18 protein-coding genes are annotated in these 15,632 nt (G+C 65.2%); 8 read left to right on the forward strand and 10 right to left on the reverse strand.

Annotated features, from left to right (window positions below; translation table 11 throughout):
* Together GXP39_03085 and larA are read left to right on the forward strand one after the other, a co-directional pair.
* A partial coding sequence (locus tag GXP39_03085) for an alpha/beta hydrolase (protein NOZ27022.1) occupies positions 1-432 on the forward strand: 432 nt, incomplete at its 5' end.
* A gap of 43 nt (positions 433-475) precedes the next feature.
* A complete protein-coding gene (gene larA, locus GXP39_03090; protein ID NOZ27023.1) occupies positions 476-1,750 on the forward strand; it encodes a nickel-dependent lactate racemase in 1,275 nt (424 codons plus the stop codon).
* Positions 1,751-1,957: 207 nt separating this feature from the next.
* Here larA and GXP39_03095 read toward each other — a convergent pair whose 3' ends face one another.
* From GXP39_03095 to GXP39_03105, 3 genes are read right to left on the reverse strand one after another with little or no spacing between them, the layout of a single operon-like run.
* The gene (locus GXP39_03095) at positions 1,958-3,070 is read right to left on the reverse strand and encodes a polymer-forming cytoskeletal protein (GenBank protein ID NOZ27024.1); all 1,113 of its coding nucleotides are present in this window, start codon (positions 3,068-3,070) and stop codon (positions 1,958-1,960) included.
* A gap of 50 nt (positions 3,071-3,120) precedes the next feature.
* The gene (locus GXP39_03100; protein ID NOZ27025.1) at positions 3,121-3,672 is read right to left on the reverse strand and encodes a hypothetical protein; all 552 of its coding nucleotides are present in this window, start codon (positions 3,670-3,672) and stop codon (positions 3,121-3,123) included.
* A gap of 10 nt (positions 3,673-3,682) precedes the next feature.
* Positions 3,683-4,285, reverse strand: coding sequence for a sigma-70 family RNA polymerase sigma factor (locus GXP39_03105; GenBank protein ID NOZ27026.1), 603 nt, complete (start codon positions 4,283-4,285; stop codon positions 3,683-3,685).
* A 128-nt stretch (positions 4,286-4,413) separates the two neighbouring features.
* Here GXP39_03105 and GXP39_03110 point away from each other — a divergent pair, with 128 nt between their 5' ends.
* Together GXP39_03110 and GXP39_03115 are read left to right on the forward strand one after the other, a co-directional pair.
* A complete protein-coding gene (locus tag GXP39_03110; protein ID NOZ27027.1) occupies positions 4,414-5,469 on the forward strand; it encodes a deoxynucleoside kinase in 1,056 nt (351 codons plus the stop codon).
* Positions 5,466-6,107, forward strand: coding sequence for a deoxynucleoside kinase (locus GXP39_03115; GenBank protein NOZ27028.1), 642 nt, complete (start codon positions 5,466-5,468; stop codon positions 6,105-6,107). The genes GXP39_03110 and GXP39_03115 overlap by 4 nt, the downstream gene beginning before the upstream one ends.
* Positions 6,108-6,143: 36 nt before the next feature.
* Here the strand turns inward: GXP39_03115 and GXP39_03120 are convergent, their stop codons facing one another.
* Positions 6,144-6,638 (reverse strand): metallophosphoesterase family protein, encoded by a 495-nt coding sequence (locus GXP39_03120; GenBank protein ID NOZ27029.1) that lies wholly within the window; start codon positions 6,636-6,638, stop codon positions 6,144-6,146.
* A 686-nt stretch (positions 6,639-7,324) separates the two neighbouring features.
* Here GXP39_03120 and GXP39_03125 point away from each other — a divergent pair.
* Genes GXP39_03125 through GXP39_03140 form a run of 4 tightly spaced genes read left to right on the forward strand, consistent with a single transcriptional unit; the run spans position 7,325 to position 10,225 of the window.
* Positions 7,325-7,603: a hypothetical protein gene (locus GXP39_03125; protein NOZ27030.1), complete on the forward strand. Its 279-nt coding sequence runs from the start codon at positions 7,325-7,327 to the stop codon at positions 7,601-7,603.
* A gap of 29 nt (positions 7,604-7,632) precedes the next feature.
* Positions 7,633-9,072 (forward strand): IMP dehydrogenase, encoded by a 1,440-nt coding sequence (guaB, locus tag GXP39_03130; GenBank protein ID NOZ27031.1) that lies wholly within the window; start codon positions 7,633-7,635, stop codon positions 9,070-9,072.
* Positions 9,072-9,692 (forward strand): YigZ family protein, encoded by a 621-nt coding sequence (locus GXP39_03135; protein NOZ27032.1) that lies wholly within the window; start codon positions 9,072-9,074, stop codon positions 9,690-9,692. The genes guaB and GXP39_03135 overlap by 1 nt, the downstream gene beginning before the upstream one ends.
* A 44-nt stretch (positions 9,693-9,736) precedes the next feature.
* The gene (locus GXP39_03140) at positions 9,737-10,225 is read left to right on the forward strand and encodes a hypothetical protein (GenBank protein NOZ27033.1); all 489 of its coding nucleotides are present in this window, start codon (positions 9,737-9,739) and stop codon (positions 10,223-10,225) included.
* A 206-nt stretch (positions 10,226-10,431) separates the two neighbouring features.
* On the opposite strand, the gene GXP39_03145 is transcribed toward GXP39_03140, so the two are convergent.
* The 6 genes from GXP39_03145 to GXP39_03170 form a co-directional block, all read right to left on the reverse strand.
* Positions 10,432-10,806: a hypothetical protein gene (locus tag GXP39_03145; protein ID NOZ27034.1), complete on the reverse strand. Its 375-nt coding sequence runs from the start codon at positions 10,804-10,806 to the stop codon at positions 10,432-10,434.
* An 11-nt stretch (positions 10,807-10,817) separates the two neighbouring features.
* Complete coding sequence (locus GXP39_03150; protein NOZ27035.1) at positions 10,818-11,798, reverse strand: D-glycerate dehydrogenase; 981 nt, start codon at positions 11,796-11,798, stop codon at positions 10,818-10,820.
* 354 nt (positions 11,799-12,152) lie between these two features.
* Positions 12,153-13,145, reverse strand: coding sequence for a PrsW family intramembrane metalloprotease (locus GXP39_03155; protein NOZ27036.1), 993 nt, complete (start codon positions 13,143-13,145; stop codon positions 12,153-12,155).
* Positions 13,142-13,819 carry a PHP domain-containing protein gene (locus tag GXP39_03160; GenBank protein NOZ27037.1) on the reverse strand — a complete coding sequence of 226 codons (678 nt, stop codon included), beginning with the start codon at positions 13,817-13,819 and terminating at the stop codon, positions 13,142-13,144. The genes GXP39_03155 and GXP39_03160 overlap by 4 nt, the downstream gene beginning before the upstream one ends.
* Positions 13,820-13,836: 17 nt before the next feature.
* The gene (locus GXP39_03165; GenBank protein ID NOZ27038.1) at positions 13,837-15,057 is read right to left on the reverse strand and encodes a DUF362 domain-containing protein; all 1,221 of its coding nucleotides are present in this window, start codon (positions 15,055-15,057) and stop codon (positions 13,837-13,839) included.
* A 136-nt stretch (positions 15,058-15,193) separates the two neighbouring features.
* Positions 15,194-15,538: a cupin domain-containing protein gene (locus tag GXP39_03170; GenBank protein ID NOZ27039.1), complete on the reverse strand. Its 345-nt coding sequence runs from the start codon at positions 15,536-15,538 to the stop codon at positions 15,194-15,196.
* Positions 15,539-15,632 lie beyond the last annotated feature (94 nt).

Here is a 15,632-nt window from a genome sequence, read left to right on the forward strand (position 1 = left end):
CCCCCCGAGGCACTGCAATACCTGGAGCAGATGCGCACCGATCGGGAGCTGCTGCTTCGGGCGTTGGCTTCCACGATGCCCGGCCGGGCCCCGGACATCTTCTTCCAGTCGCTGGTGGACGACGCCCAAGGCCAGTCGCCGGCGGCCTTCACCGGGCCCGCCCTGGCGCTGGAACGATGGCAGGCGATCCACCGTCTGAAGGACCTCCACCTGCCCGTCCTCCTCATCTGGGGAGAACAGGACATCATCGTCGAGCGACAGGCGATCACGGAGACGCTCCTGGCCATCCCCGGCGCCAACCAGCTGGAAGTGCTACGCGGCGTGGGACACTCCCCCCACGTAGAGGCCCCGGAGACGTTCGTCCGGACGCTGATGGACTTCATCACCGAGGACTACGACGCGTACATGAATCCCCACACAGGGACGGAGTGACGAAGACGGGCCGGACCCAGAGATGACGGCGTGGGAGGAGCAAGTGCGAATCCGGATGGCGTACGGCAGGCAAGGCATTTCCATCACCGTCCCCGATGACGCCCGGGTGATCGCCCCCAGAGCCGCTCAGCCCCTGCCCGATCCCCGGGCAGCCTTCCACGCGGCCCTAGAGGGGCCCATTCGAACGCCGCCCTTGCGTGAGATCATACGATCCGATCACCGGGTGTGCATCGTCATCCCCGACGGCACGCGGGCCTGTCCCAGCCACCTGCTGATCCCATGGCTCCTGGAAGCGTTGCATCACGTCCCAGATGAACATATCACCATCCTGAACGGGACGGGCACTCATCGTCCCAACACACCCCAGGAGCTGGAGGCCATGCTGGGCCGGGAGGTGCTCGAACGGGTTCAGGTGGTCAATCACTCGGCGACCGACCGAGCAGCACTGAAGCGCGTGGGCAGGCTGCGATCGGGCGTGGACGTATGGCTGAATCGACGATGGGTGGAGGCCGACCGGCGCATCGTGATCGGATTCATCGAGCCGCACTTCTTCGCCGGCTTCTCCGGGGGCGCCAAGGGGATCTGCCCAGGCGTGGCCGGCCTGGAGACCATCCTGCACCTCCACGGCGCGCCGCTGATCGCCCATCCGGCGGCCACCTGGGCCGAGATGGACCGCAACCCCATCCAGCAGGGCATCCAGGAGGCCGTCGCCATGGCCCCGCCGCACTTCATGATCAACGTCACCCTGACCCCAGAACAGGAGATCACCGGCATCTACGCCGGGCACTATATCCACGCCCACCGGGAGGGCTGCCGGGAGGTGGCCAACACGGCGACTCAGCCCGTCCCCCACCCGTTCGACATCGTGATCACCAGCAACAGCGGGTACCCGCTGGACCAAAACCTCTACCAGACCGTAAAGGGGATGAGCGCGGCGGCACGCATCGTGCGCCAGGGCGGGGCCATCCTGGTCACGTCCGAATGCTCGGATGGGATCCCGGAGCACGGCCCCTACGCCCGACTGCTGCGCATGCGGGAGACCCCGGCCGAGTTGCTGGAGATGATCATGAGCCCGGGGTTTCAGATGCAGGACCAGTGGCAGGTCCAGATTCAGGCGCAAATCCAGCGGAAAGCGGATGTCTATCTATACTCCTCACTGCCGGACGCGCAGGTGCGCTCCCTGGGCCTCACGCCCGTCGCGGATCCATCGGCTGCCCTGTCGGATCTGATCTCGCGCTACGGCGGCCGGGTGGCCGTGCTCCCCGAGGGACCGCTTACGATCCCCTACCTCCACCCCAACGGTGAGGACGAAAAATAGCCGCCCCACGATCGGGCGGCTATTGGGAATCTGCCTTCTCCGGTGGCTCCCACGCCACCGCAGGCGAAGAAATCTATTTCCAGCCCTTCACCTGCCTCGTGGGGCCGAAGGCCACCGGCCAAAGCCCCAACCAGGCAGGTAAAAGGCGAGGAAAAGAGTTTTCCTGCGGAGGGGCTTCCCCTCCGCACCTCCCCTTTCAACGGACTCTCATGACCCGGCTTCCGGCGGCTCCTCCTCGGGCGGAGGAGAAGTCGACGATGATGCGGCCTCCGGCGGAGGTGGCGGCTGCGGCTCCCCTTCCGGCGGTGGAGCAGGCGGCCCCGCCCCTTCCTCCGACGGCGGAGGCGGAGCGACCGGTTGCCGCGCTACGTATGCCCGTGTCCCCCCACGGGTGAGGATCACGGCGCCCAACCCCAGGCTGGCCCCGAGCATGAAGAGCAGAGCTCCCAGACACGGCAGACGGGAAATCAGCGAGATGAGCGACACGCCGATCACGGAGGCCAACAGCGGATTCGGATCCTCCACGTCCAAAGCCCGCAACAGACGATCGCCCAGGATCCATCCCAACGCGATCCAGCCCCAAAGCATGGCCAGCATCAGGGAGAGGGTCAGCAGGATGGCGATGGGCAACAGGCAGATGGTAACGGCAAGGAAGCCCACCAGGCCGAACACCAGGATCAACGTGATCACGCCGACGATCAGGGAAAGACCGGGCGAGACCAGCATCGCATCTTCCACCCGGCGGGTCGCCTCAGGGGCAATGGATACAACGGCCACCGCCAACGCCCCCATCAGAGCCGCCAGCAACAGGGCACTCAGCAGACGCAGGAACGCCTGGACCAGTAACTCCGCCCCAGACGTTCGCATCGAGATCCGGGGGATCTCAGGGATCGTGATCCCAGGCCACCCGAAGGACCTGGGCCCTCCCCAGGCGAACCCGGTGACCATCTCACCGGTCACCACCGCCCCCTCATCCCGGCTGACGCTGCCCCCCAGCACCGCCACATCCCCGTCCACATACGCCGTGCTCAACAAGGAGAGGTTCCCCCCCAGCACGGCGATGTCGCCGTCCACCCGACCGGCAATCCGCAAGCTTCCACCGGCGATCACAATGTCGCCCTCGACCTGGGATTCCTCCTCCAAAGTCACCGCTCCCCCGAAGACCGCCAGGTCGCCCTTGAGCCGATGGCCCGCCGGCAGCGTATACGACTGGCCGAAGATGACCCGATTCCCCGTCTCCGTCTGGGCCTGAACGGGAGCGGGCAGGAGCCATATCCCAATGATCAACAGGAGCACCCACACCCAACGCTCTCGCCGCATAGCATCCTCCTCCCACCAACGGATCTCATACACCCCCATCTCTACGCCTTTCACGCGGTCGACCGATCCGCCTCCGGTCGCACACGCTGGACCATGTGGAGCCACAGAATGGCCAGACCGAACATGATGGACACATATCCCACCATCAACGGCTGAACGGAGGGATCGGTCAGGCTCTCCCATATCAACCGAATGACCTGCAGAAGCACCGAGAACGTGGAGACGGTCGTGATGAGGAAGCGCATCAGCCAGAACAGCGCTGGCGGGTTGCCGAGCAGCCACCAGATGATCACAGCGGCAACCGCCAGGAGCAACGCCGACCAGAGGGCGATGGATCCCAACAGCATCAGCAGGCCACCGATGGCGCCTCGGCGCCGCAGCTCGTGCGCCCGCAGCCGGGCCTCCACGCGCGCGGGGAATCCAGGCGACGGCGCCACCATGGGAGCGGCCCGCAACCCCTCGTCCACCCGCACCCACGTCTCCCACAGAGCGCGACACTCCGGGCAAACGGACAGATGTCGATGGAGCTCCCGTTCCTCCTCCGGCGTCAGCATCCCGTCCAACGCCATCGACATCCAAAGCGTATAATCCGCATGTTCCATGCTCATAACCTCACGAATGTCCACCTGAGACAGCCGCCCTCTCCATCACCTGCGGGTTCGCCCGCAGATGTTCGGCCAGCTGCAGCCGGGCCCGATGCAGTCGAGTCTTCACCGCGGCCTCGGTGATCCCCATCACCTCGGCGATCTCCTTGTAGGAGAGATCGTGCCAGTATCGCAGGACGATCGGCGCCCGATACATCGGGTCCAACACGTCCAGCATAGCCCGGATCTCCTCGCGGCGCTCCGACTCCAGCGCCACCTCCTCCGGAGATCTCTCGACAACCCGGGCCTGCAAAGCTCGGCGGACAGGTTCCTCGTCCGCGGAGAGCCAGATGAAACGCCGCCGCCGCAGACGATCGATGCAATGGTGCGACGCGATGGAGAGGATCCACGTCGAGAACTTGTGCTCGGGGCGATACGTATGCAGACGCGTATACGCACGTAGGAAGGTCTCCTGTGCGGCGTCCTCCGCCTCCTCGGCATCGCCCAGCATGCGATAGGCCAAATTGTAGACAGGGGTCTGGTACGCCTCCACCAGGCGGCCAAACGCCGCGCGATCCCCCGCCCGGGCCTGTCGGATCCAGGCCAGCTCCTGTTCGTTCACCTGGCACATCCCGTATCCTCATCATTGCGCCGCATCCATTCTACCATACGGATGAGGCCGGATCGGGGTTTCACCTTGACTTTTCCCCGGCGCAGCGGTATGCTCTCCCCATCCAACCGACCATCGGGGGACAGACGGTGGACCGCAAAGTGTACATCGCGATCGAAGGCCCCATCGGCGTGGGCAAAACGACGCTGGCTCGCATCCTCGGTGACGCCTTCGGGGCCGAAGTGCTCCTGGAGGTCTTCGAGGAGAACCCGTTCCTCAGCGATTTCTACAAGGACCGTGAACGCTACGCCTTCCAGACCCAGATCTTCTTCCTGCTCAGCCGATATCGGCAGCAGAGCCGCGTGGTACCGGATACCCTGGCCCGCGGCTCCCTGGTCAGCGACTACCTGTTCGCCAAGGACTGGCTGTTCGCCCATCTGAACCTGCACAACGACGAGTTGGCGGTCTACGAGCAGCTCTACGACGCGCTGAGCGAGCACATCCCGACGCCGGATCTGGTGGTGTACCTGCGGGCCAGCACGGACGTGCTGATGCATCGGATCGCCCTGCGCGACCGCCCATACGAGCGCGACATGTCGCGAGACTACATCGAGGATGTGCGCCAGGCCTACGAGCGCTTCTTCAGCTCCTACGGCGAGGCCCCTCTTCTGGCCATCGATACCGATCACCTGGACTTCGTGCGCAACCCCCAGGACCGGGCGGAGATCATCGGCCGGATCCGGACGACGCTGGACGAGGGCACCTTCCAGCCGCCGCTCCCGGACATGCCCTCCTCGCTCCCCATCGCGGGGCCGCCCGTCCTGGCCGAGGGACGACGCCGGCTAGGCGACTTCCAGCAGTTCCACCACGCGCTGGACCGGGAGAAGGGCTTCGTCTCCGACCTCTACCTGAACTTCATATGCCTGACGGAGGAGGTGGGCGAGATCGGCCGGGAGCTGAAGCTCATCTGGATCGAGGAGCAAGCCCGGCTGCAAAAGGTCGGCAACCGCCGCCAGGCTCAGGACGAGGCGCTCCAGGCCCGGCTATCCCACCTCAAGGAGGAGCTGGCCGACGTGCTCGCCTTCCTGCTGAAGATCGCCAACTCCGCTGGCATCGACCTGGAAGCGGCCTACGTGGAGAAGATGGGCAAGAACTGGCAGCGCTCCTGGTCGCACTCCCGACCGCCGACGGGAGATGGGTCGTGAACACGTACTTCGTGACCGTGGCCGGCAACATCGGCGCGGGGAAGACCGCCCTCACCCGTCTGCTCAGCGAGCGGCTGGGCTGGGAGCCCTTCTTCGAGGCCGTCTCGGACAACCCCTATCTGGCCGACTTCTACCGGGACATGCGGGCATGGGCGTTCCACTCCCAGATCTTCTTCCTCTCCCGGCGGCTGCGGCACCTGCGGCAGCTCCTCTCTCATCCCAGCTCCGTGATCCAGGACCGCAGCGTGTACGAGGACGCCGAGATCTTCGCCCGGAACCTCTACATGCAGGGGCACATGAGCGAGCGCGACTGGAACACGTATCGCGAGCTCTACGAGGCGATGATCTCCTTCCTACCCCCGCCCGATCTGGTGATCTACCTGCGCGCCTCGGTGCCGACCCTGCTGGAGCGCATCGCCCGCCGAGGCCGGGACTTCGAGCGCTCCATCCCGGAGGATTACCTGACCCGGCTGAACGCGCTGTACGAGGCGTGGATTCGGGACTTCCGGCTGTGCCCGGTGCTCACCATCCCGGCCGATCATCTGGACTTCGTCCACACGCCCGCCCACCTGGACCTCATCATCGAGCGGATCCAGGACCGCCTGAGCGGCCGCGAGGAGGTCGTGCTGCCGCCCTGACTCCAGCAGCGATCCGTCTCGGTCGCCCCTCACCGGCTAGAACGTCACATGGGAGATCTCCCCGGTCTCCGTGTCGTACAATCCGAACGTCGGCGTCCCCCAACGGCCCATGACCTCGCCCGGGTTGGCAAGCAGCGTGCGCCCCACCCGCTCGGCGTGGCGCTGATGGTCATGGCCGTACAGCACGAGATCGAGCGCGCCAGCCTGCGCGATCCGCCGCGCAGGCTCCGGATAATGGATCACGGCGATCTGCCGCCCGCCTAACTCCAGCTCGGCGTAGATCCCATGCAACGTCACCCGGTCGCCATACTGGCCCGCCACCCGGGACAACAGCAGCGGGTCGCCGTCGTTGTTGCCGAAGACCACGTGGATCGGCCCCTCGAAGCCGTCCGCGATCTGCTTCAGGCTGAAAGGGGCGCAAAAGTCGCCGCAGCAAATGAGCGCCTCCGCGCCCGCCTCGGCGATGCCCTTCAGCGCCTTTTCCAGATTCCAGATGTTATCATGGATGTCCGAAACCGCTGCGATGCGCATCGTCCCCTCCTGATCTCTTGAGTTCTCAACGCATCGATTGTAGCACAGAAGGACCTCCCCTCCCAACCGCTCCCTCAAGAGGAAGACCTCTCCTGAGGAGCCTTGCCCCCAAAAGCCTCCCAAGATTTTGAGCCGTCCCCGTTCCACCGACGTTTGCCACACCCAACGGGCTCTGGTACAATCGCGGTCGCGCAGCACCGATGGAGTTAGGAAAGCGCATGGGCAGCTACAAGAGTAGATACTCGTAGGGTTGCGCCCCACATTGCTCATTCCAAACATACCCTTTGCGTTATGGGAAGCCTAAGCGGTAGAGCAGATATGGAAATCTGCCTATTCGCATCAACTGAACAGCATGGGCGAGGCCCCCGTCTGTCGCTTTTTCCCTCCACAGGCGGTCGCACCTGACAGGGGAGGTGCGGAGGGAAGCCCCTCCGAGCCACCCCAAAGATGCAGGGCCACGCTTCCGTATCGCTTAACTTGATACCAATGGGCAGATATGGAAATCCGCCCACCGCTGGATGGCTATGGAAAGCTGCCTCCCATGGTGATATCGATCACCTGGGAGAAAAGAAGCCTTTCCTTTTCACATGGATGCGCACGGGGCACAGCGATGCCGTGCTCCTAATCATAGATGGCGCAGAACCGATCCATGACTCGCGAAAGCCCACACGTACAAGGAGCTGCCAATGAAGGGTGAGCTGTTCCTCCCCAACAAGGACAAACCGGAGGCGATCCTGGACTGCCAGATCGCCGAGTATCGCGAACCCGGCGATCCCGACCACAGCGTCCGCATCGTGTACACGTACGAGAAACGCCCCAAGCCGGGGCTGGAGCTCTACAAGGACGTCCCCTTGCGCCTGCGGCTGGATGACGGGCGAGAGACCTCGGTCATCCTGCAACACGAGGCGACCACCCCGGACGGCCGAATCACCGGGGTGCTGCGCGTGGTCGGGGAGTGGAGCTGATCCATATCCCCGGACGAAGGGCAGAGAGCATGAGAGAGGGGCTGACGTTTGACGATGTGCTGTTGGTGCCGAAGCGGTCGGCGGTGGCCTCCCGGCAGGATGTCAGCACGGCCACCCGGCTGACTCGACACATCACGCTTCACATCCCCATCGTCAGCGCCAACATGGACACCGTCACCGAATCCGCCATGGCCATCGCGATGGCGCGAGAGGGCGGCATCGGGATCATCCACCGGTTCATGTCGCCCCAGCGCCAGGCGGCGGAGGTCGCCCGCGTCAAGCGGGGCGAAAGTTATGTGGTGGAGCAGCCGCTGACGCTGCCCCCGACGGCCACGCTCCGCCAGGCCCAGGAGCTGATGACCCGCGAGGACATCGGCGGCATCCTCATTGTGGACGAGGCCCACAAGCTGTTGGGCATTCTGACCACTCGCGACATCCTCTTCGCCGAGGATTTGGAGCAACGGGTGACCTCCTCCATGACCCCCCGGGAACGGCTGATCACGGCGCCGGTGGGGACCAGCATCGAGGAGGCCAAGCGCATCCTGCGGCGACACCGAATCGAGAAGCTCCCCTTGCTCAACGAGGACGGCACGGTCCACGGGCTGATCACCAGCAAGGATATCGTCAAGCGGGAGAAATACCCCCACGCGACCCGAGATGACAAGGGCCGACTGCGGGTGGGGGCCGCCATCGGCGTGCGGCCCGGCTTCCTGGAGCGCGCCCAGCTCCTGCTGGAGGCGGGAGCCGACCTGCTGGTCATCGACATCGCCCACGGGCACTCCGACAACGCCATCCACGCCGTGCGCGCTATCCGTCGGGAGTTCGGCGATGTCGAGCTGGTGGCGGGGAACGTGGCCACGGCCCAGGGCGTACGGGATCTGATCGCCGAGGGCGTGGATGCGGTGAAGGTCGGCATCGGCCCCGGCTCGATCTGCATCACACGGCTGGTCACAGGCTTCGGCGTGCCACAACTGTCGGCCATCCTGGAATGCGCCCAGGCCGCCCGAGACACCGGCATTCCCATCATCGCCGACGGCGGCATCCGCAACTCGGGCGACCTGACCAAGGCGCTGGCGGCAGGCGCATCGTCGGTGATGGTGGGCAGCCTGCTGGCGGGGACCACGGAGAGCCCGGGCATCATCGTCATCCGCGGCGGCCGCCGCTACAAGGTCGTGCGGGGGATGGCCTCGCTGGGCGCCGCCTTCAGCCGACAGCGGGGCGAGGGCGAGTACGCCGAGACCGGCGAGGAGATCGACTGGGAGAAGGTGGTGCCGGAGGGTGTGGAGGCCACGGTGCCCTATCGAGGCCCGGTGAGCGAGGTGCTGGCGCAACTGGTGGGAGGCCTGCGCTCCGGACTGAGCTACGCTGGGGCGTTCTCCATTGAGGAGCTACAGGCCAACGCGGAGTTCCTCCGCATCACCCCGGCCGGCCAGCGAGAGTCGGGGCCCCACGACGTGGAGCCGATCTGATGGCAACCCCCAACCGCTACCCGATCCCCGCCGGGCGCACCCGGGTGGAGGAGGTGATCCGCCGCTCCCGCTTCATCACCACAGCCGACTACACGCCCACCGTGGAGGCCGCCCAGCAATTCATCCAGGAGATCCGATCGGAGTTCGCCGACGCGAGCCACAACTGCTGGGCGTACCTGGTGGGCCCGCCGGGAAGCACCGCCCACGTCGGCATGAGCGACGACGGGGAGCCCTCGGGTACGGCGGGTCGCCCCATGCTGGCCGTGCTCCAGGGCAGCGGCGTGGGGGACATCACGGTGGTCGTCACCCGCTACTTCGGCGGCACCAAGCTGGGCACGGGAGGGCTGGTGCGAGCGTACGCCGGCGGCGTGAAGGCCGTGCTGGAGGCGCTGCCCCTGACCGAGAAGGTGGAACGATCCACCGTGCGGATCGAGATCCCATACGTGCTCTTCGAGCCGTTGCAGCGCGTCCTGCCCGAATACGAGGCCGAGATCACGGACCAACAGTTCGCCGAGGCGGTGACGCTGGAGATCCGGCTTCCCGTGGAGCACGTCGAGCGTTTCACCGCTCGGGTGCAGGATATGTCCCGCGGCCGGGCGACATACGTCGTGGGGACGTGATCCTCACCCCAGGCCACCCGCAAAGCCGAGAGAAGACGCCAACCATGATCCCCCTCTACCGTGCAGGCTGGCAATTGACCAAAGTCCGTGGCGTGATGATCTTCTCGCTCATCTGCGCCGTGATCAGCCTGCGAGTGGGATGGCACCTGGCCCACACCTATGGGCTAAACCCGGCGGACGGGGGCGTCCTGGCCCCCCTGGGGGTTCGGCTGGCATGGGGGATCGGCGTCGCCCTGCTGGGGGTTGGGTTCGCCGCCGGGATGTGGCTGTACGGGAAGTGTTACGTCGCCCAGGTGGACCTGGACGAGGTGGACGGCAGGCTCCACGTCTACACCGTGCGTTTCTTCGGACTACAGAAGCATGTGCTGGACCCCTCGGACGTTCGGAGCCGTCGAGATCACCTGGGATACTGGCTGCCCAGGGGCATCGTCACCCCCTGGCGCTCCGTCTGGGTCCGTGGAAGACGTCTTCCCCTCCTGATCGACGGGCAGGGCACGTTTCTGAATCGGGACCGGATGGATAGGCTGTTATAAGGCAGGGGCAAATCAAGAAGACAAGCCTCGAACAATGGGGCTCATATCGGCGGTCCTCACGTCGCAGCAGGCTGGGCTCCCATGCCCAGCCTGTGTTGGATTATCCAGGTGTTTCTTGTCGATTTACCTCCAAGGAGCGAACCCACACAAATTCGCCTCGGTCCGGGGACCGAGGCGAACACAGAAGCGCAACCGAGACGGAACCGCTATCCCTCGACCGCCTCGATCACCACCTCCTCGCCGTCCCGCACGGCCTTGAACACGGTGGGATCGCCCAGCACCCGGCCGAAGACGTTCACCGGGCTGGCCGGCCGGATCTCATCCCCCACGCTGGCCGGCGTGCGGCCGAAGAAGATGCAGAACGCGTTCCCGGGCGGCCAATAGCCCAGGTCCCCCATCTCCACCACCTCTTGAGCGTCCTCCGCTTCCACGTATACCGGGATGCCGAAGTAGATCTCATCCCCCCAGGTGTTGGCCCAGGCCTTCAGCGGCAGCGCCTTCCAGATGGCATCGGCCGTCGCCGAATCGTTCAGCTCCGCCTCCGCCGACACGTTTCCCGCCGTAATCCGGATCCGACGCATGGCCCTCACTCCTATCGCTCGTACACTTCCGGATTGACGCAATTGGGCAGCCGCTCGCCACGCAAACCCGCCAGCAGATTCTCCGCCGCCATGCGCGCCATCAGCCCGCGCGTGGCCACGCTGGCCGAGGCGATGTGCGGCACGATGACGCAATTGGGGAACTTCAACAGCGGGCTATCCATGTTGATGGGCTCCGGCTCCGTCACGTCCAGCCCCGCCCCGGCGATCTTCCCCTGCTCCAGCGCCTCCGCCAGCGCCTCCGGGTCCACGATGGGGCCGCGCGCCGTGTTGATCAGGATGGCCGTCGGCTTCATCTTCGCGAAGGCCTCCCGATCGAGCAGATGATACGTGCTCTCGTTCAGGTTCGTGTGGATCGTGACGAAATCGGACTCCCGGAGCAGCGTGTCCATATCCGCATACTGCACGCCCATGCTCTCTTCCAAGTCCTCGCGCCGATAGATGTCGTAGTAGAGGACCTTCATGTCAAACCCTTTGGCCCGGCGAGCCATCGCCTGGCCGATGCGCCCGAAGCCGATGATCCCCAGCGTGGCGCCATGCACATCCTGCCCCAACAGCAGCCGCGGGCCCCATGTCTTCCACTTGCCCGCCCGCACGTAGTCCACGCCTTCCACCACGCGGCGGGCCACCGCCATCAGCAGGGTGAACGCGAAGTCGGCTGTGGTATCGGTCAGGACGCCTGGAGTGTTCCCCACGGGGATCCCTCGCTCGGTGGCCGCCTTCACGTCGATGTTGTCATACCCCACCGCGTAGTTGCTGATGACCTTCAGCGTGCCCGCTGTGTCCATCAGCTCCGCGTCCACCTTATCCGTCAAAAGGCAGAGGAGCCCATCCTTGCCCTTGACCTTCTCCAGCAACACCTCTCGTGGCGGGGGCAACTCGCCCTCCCACACCTCCGCGTCGCACGCCTCCAGGACCATGTTCAGGCCCTCCTCCGGGATCAAGCGCGTCACATACACCTTGGGTTTCGCCATGATGTCTTCCTCCCCTTTCATCCCTGGACTTTGAACAAAGACCACCGGTACCGCTACTCATGTGCTGCAAGCAGCAGCATCCAATATGTGACTATGTGACAGATCAAGGGTGATCTCTCCAAAGTCCAATCGTCAAGCCCAATGAGAGTATAGCGTCAGACGGTTGGTGACCACAAGGGTGAGGTATCCTCGCCCCCTTCCCTCCGCCGTCGGTCTGCCTGATCCCAGCCAGCGCCCGGTCCGGGGACCGGGGATAGCGGGCCAGGGAAATTGTTCGCTGGAGAGGCAAGCCCCCTTAGACCTCCCCGGCGCAGAGGCGATAGACCTGCCCGCCAGGCGCACGAGCCGCGCCGCCTACATGGCGTCGGCCCGGGCGTTCCGCATCTCCCATATCCGTGATCGCAGCTGCACGATCTCCTGCTGCAAGCCAGGCTCATCGCCCAGGCGCGCCAGCCGGTGCTTCCGAAGGGCCAACTCCGCCAACAGCTGGTAATACTCTCGCGAGGTGGGCGCACGCTCGGGGTCCCGCCTGCGCGCCGAGGCAGGGATACGTCCCCACCCTCGGGCGGAAACCGCAGCCCGCCGATCGGACTCTGGGATCCCCTCATCAGCCAGATACTCCCAGATCCACCGCCGCTCCTGCCGCCGCGCCAGCACGATGATGGCCACGACGATCCAAACCCCTCCCCAATCGGCGAGAAGGCTGACCCCCACGCTGAGGCAGTTCAGCTCCGCCAACGCCGCCCCCACATTGTGCACGAAATGGAAGCCGATGGCCCCCATCAAGGCGAGCACCGGGATCGTCCAGCGAGCCCATCGACGCCGCGTTGTCCGGGCCACGCCCAGGCCGATCCCCACGATGCTGGTGAAGAAGGCGTGATTGAAGCCGAAGACCACCGATCGCAGGAACACCACCAGCACCCACACGCCCCAGCCCTTCTCCTGGAGGACGGAGACGAAGTAGAACACGTTCTCCGTCATGGCGAAGCCGAACCCCACCAGGGCGCCATACACGATGCCGTCCAGCACGCCGTCGAACTCCTGGCGCGCCCACAGGAACAAGCCCAGCAAGGCCAGGGCCTTCACGGGCTCCTCGACCAGCGGGGCGATGATGCCGGAGGATATGACGTTCCGCGCGATATCGGAGCGCAGCGCGCTCAACGGCACATGCAGGACCAGCTCGACGATCAGGGAGAGCAGGATGGCAGGGACGGCCCCCCACAGGAACGCGGCCGCCAGCAGGCGCAACGGCTCCCGCTCGTACCGATCACACCACCAGACGAGCCACGTGTATAGGGCGGTGGGCACCGCCGCGGCCACGATCGAGAGCGCCACCCCGACGATCATGATAATACCAGACGCTCACGCAGCTCATTGCGCCAGCGGGCGTAGACGCTGTACGCGTGCACGCCCGGCCCGCTGAGCCGTCCCACGACGCGAGCCTCCGCCAGGCTGCGTCGGAACCCCTCCGCGTCGTGGAAGGGGGGAAGCTCCAGTCCCGCCCGGCCCACCTCGACGGCGGCGTGGGCATCGCTGCCCGCCGTACCGGGCAGGCCATGCTCGCGAGCCACCCTCTCCGCCATCCAGTTGTCGGCGGGCCACAGGCAGCGACTGTTGAACACCTCCACGGCATCCACGTGAGGAAGGATCTCCAACAACACCTCGCGACCGACGGCGGAGCCGCGCCGATAGCGATCCAACGGGTGGGACACGCTGATCACCGCCCCCTGCTCCCGCAGCCAGCGCAGCGCCTCCTCCATCGGAATACCGCGCGGGATCTCCTCCCGCACGAAGTAGGCCAGCAGCTCCCCGCGATCCGTCTTGATCTCCTCGCCGACGATGATGAGATCCGGGGCCAGCCGCTGCGCCTCCAGGGCGCCGGCGATCGTGTTATGATCCGTGATCGCCAGCCGATCCAACCCCCGCCGCCGGGCGGCGGCGATCACCATCTCCGGCGAGGAGAGGCCGTCCCGGGAGAACCAGGTATGGCAATGGAGGTCAACCCGCCATCGTCGCGCCATCGACACACCTTTCCGTTCTATGCGTTATCCTTGGGGCCGCGACGCAGCAGCTTCCCCGCCAGGACGAGCAGTCCGAAAAGCCCGGCGGTGGCGACCAGGGTGGTGCGTGGCTCGACGCCCGGCATCACCACCGAACCGTCACCGTAGCTCTGGAAGAGGCGTCCCCACTTGGTGTCCAAGGCCGCCTGGACCCGCTTCCGCCCCACAAAGGGATACCAGTACACATTGTGATAGAAGTTGGACGCGAAGTAGCTCCACGGCACCAGCGGGCTGCGCAACAACAGTCCCTCGAACGGCTTGAGCGGGCCGTGGTAGATCATCTTCTGTCCACGGCTGGCAAAGGTGTCCTCCTGCACGAACCCCCAGCTCTCCTCGGCGACCTCCGGATCGCCCACCACCTCGATCTCCCGCGGATCCCCCACGCCCAGCCCCATCTCATGGGCGATGCGGATGAAGGGGATATCCATCGGGTTGAAGCCCTGAATCTTGGCGGAGATGGCGTCGATGGCCACCTGGTCGGCCGAGGCGAGGATCACATCCTTCTCGTGCCAGCGCATGGCTCGCGGCCCCGGGCCATCCCCGGCGAAAGTGCCGTCCATCACGGCGAACAGCCCGGTGTGGATCTCCTGCTGGATCGTCAGCAGGTCCACCAACGTCTCGTGGATCTGGGCATGGGTCCAGTGGCGCTTCTCCGTCAGCAACCCGCCGAACGCGTTCTTCATGGCGCCGGTGATGGTGGTGAAGACGTGGGTCTTGACCGTGGGCAGCTGGATGATGTTCCGGCCGATGAACATCTCCGGGATCAGGATCCCCTCCGGGTAGATCCGATCCAGGACCAGCATGGGCGCCTTGGGCTCGTAGCGCACCCATTTGATCTCCGGCTCATACAGGTGCACGTTGCGCACGCCGTACGCATCGACGACGTCCTTGTGCTTGTTGTTGCGCTCGCCCACGTACGCATCCACCACCACGGTGCGGTTGTGCGCGCCGATCAGGTTCTGATACCCCGCGTCCTGCAAAGCACGGATCACGCCCTCCAACTGCCAAGGCGTGGTCGAGCAGGCGGGATACCACGTCTGCCAGGAGATGTTGATCTTCAGGATCGTGTCCTTGTCCTTGGGCAACGCCTCCTCAAAGCCGGCCAGCTCCATCAGCCGGGCATAATCCTCCAACACCGTCTCGGGTCGGGTGCGCAAGATGGCAACCTTCCCTCGACCGGGGAAGTCCTTGGGAATCATCGCTTAACCTCCGATCTGGACAGCCTCTCGGACATCCGGTCGCGCCCCCTGATCCGGTCAGGGCCAGGGGACGCCAGGCATGTCCGGGAGCCGGATTCCCGGCTCCATGGACCTCCAGTGTCTATTCACATGTCGGTCACACGCGGATCATGACCAGCATCATTTTGAAGCGCTCCACGGCCTGCAGCGCGTGGGGCTCATTCGCGGGCATGATGACCATCTCCCCGGCCTTGACGCGCATGGTCTCACCGGAGATCATGATGTCCGCTTCGCCGTCCAGGATGTACGCCAGGGCATCAAACGGCGTAGTATGCTCGCTGAGCCCCTCGCCGCGATCAAAAGCAAACAGGGTCACATTCCCCGTCTGAGCGTCCATGATGGTCCGGCTCACGATCGCGCCTTCCTGATAGTCCAACAGATCAGCCGGATTGACCACTCGTCCCTTCAAGGATTCGCCACCTGCTCGTTCGTTTGCACTCATCGTGATCCCCTTCCTTGTTTTCTAACATTGCTGTAGGGAAATCCTGCTGAGAGTATAGCGCAAGTCCACAGGGATGTCCAACACATTCGCCATA

The organism is Chloroflexota bacterium (assembly GCA_013152435.1).
Lineage (GTDB): Bacteria > Chloroflexota > Anaerolineae > DUEN01 > DUEN01 > DUEN01.

Excerpts from the sequence above, each read along its gene's own strand:
- GXP39_03095 (NOZ27024.1), bottom strand. The coding sequence starts at position 3,070 with ATGCGGCGAGAGCGTTGGGTGTGGGTGCTCCTGTTGATCATTGGGATA.
- GXP39_03100 (NOZ27025.1), bottom strand. The coding sequence starts at position 3,672 with ATGGAACATGCGGATTATACGCTTTGGATGTCGATGGCGTTGGACGGG.
- GXP39_03105 (NOZ27026.1), bottom strand. The coding sequence starts at position 4,285 with ATGTGCCAGGTGAACGAACAGGAGCTGGCCTGGATCCGACAGGCCCGG.
- GXP39_03120 (NOZ27029.1), bottom strand. The coding sequence starts at position 6,638 with ATGCGCATCGCAGCGGTTTCGGACATCCATGATAACATCTGGAATCTG.
- GXP39_03125 (NOZ27030.1), top strand. The coding sequence starts at position 7,325 with ATGAAGGGTGAGCTGTTCCTCCCCAACAAGGACAAACCGGAGGCGATC.
- guaB (NOZ27031.1), top strand. The coding sequence starts at position 7,633 with ATGAGAGAGGGGCTGACGTTTGACGATGTGCTGTTGGTGCCGAAGCGG.
- GXP39_03135 (NOZ27032.1), top strand. The coding sequence starts at position 9,072 with ATGGCAACCCCCAACCGCTACCCGATCCCCGCCGGGCGCACCCGGGTG.
- GXP39_03140 (NOZ27033.1), top strand. The coding sequence starts at position 9,737 with ATGATCCCCCTCTACCGTGCAGGCTGGCAATTGACCAAAGTCCGTGGC.
- GXP39_03145 (NOZ27034.1), bottom strand. The coding sequence starts at position 10,806 with ATGCGTCGGATCCGGATTACGGCGGGAAACGTGTCGGCGGAGGCGGAG.
- GXP39_03150 (NOZ27035.1), bottom strand. The coding sequence starts at position 11,798 with ATGGCGAAACCCAAGGTGTATGTGACGCGCTTGATCCCGGAGGAGGGC.
- GXP39_03155 (NOZ27036.1), bottom strand. The coding sequence starts at position 13,145 with ATGATCGTCGGGGTGGCGCTCTCGATCGTGGCCGCGGCGGTGCCCACC.
- GXP39_03160 (NOZ27037.1), bottom strand. The coding sequence starts at position 13,819 with ATGGCGCGACGATGGCGGGTTGACCTCCATTGCCATACCTGGTTCTCC.
- GXP39_03165 (NOZ27038.1), bottom strand. The coding sequence starts at position 15,057 with ATGATTCCCAAGGACTTCCCCGGTCGAGGGAAGGTTGCCATCTTGCGC.
- GXP39_03170 (NOZ27039.1), bottom strand. The coding sequence starts at position 15,538 with ATGAGTGCAAACGAACGAGCAGGTGGCGAATCCTTGAAGGGACGAGTG.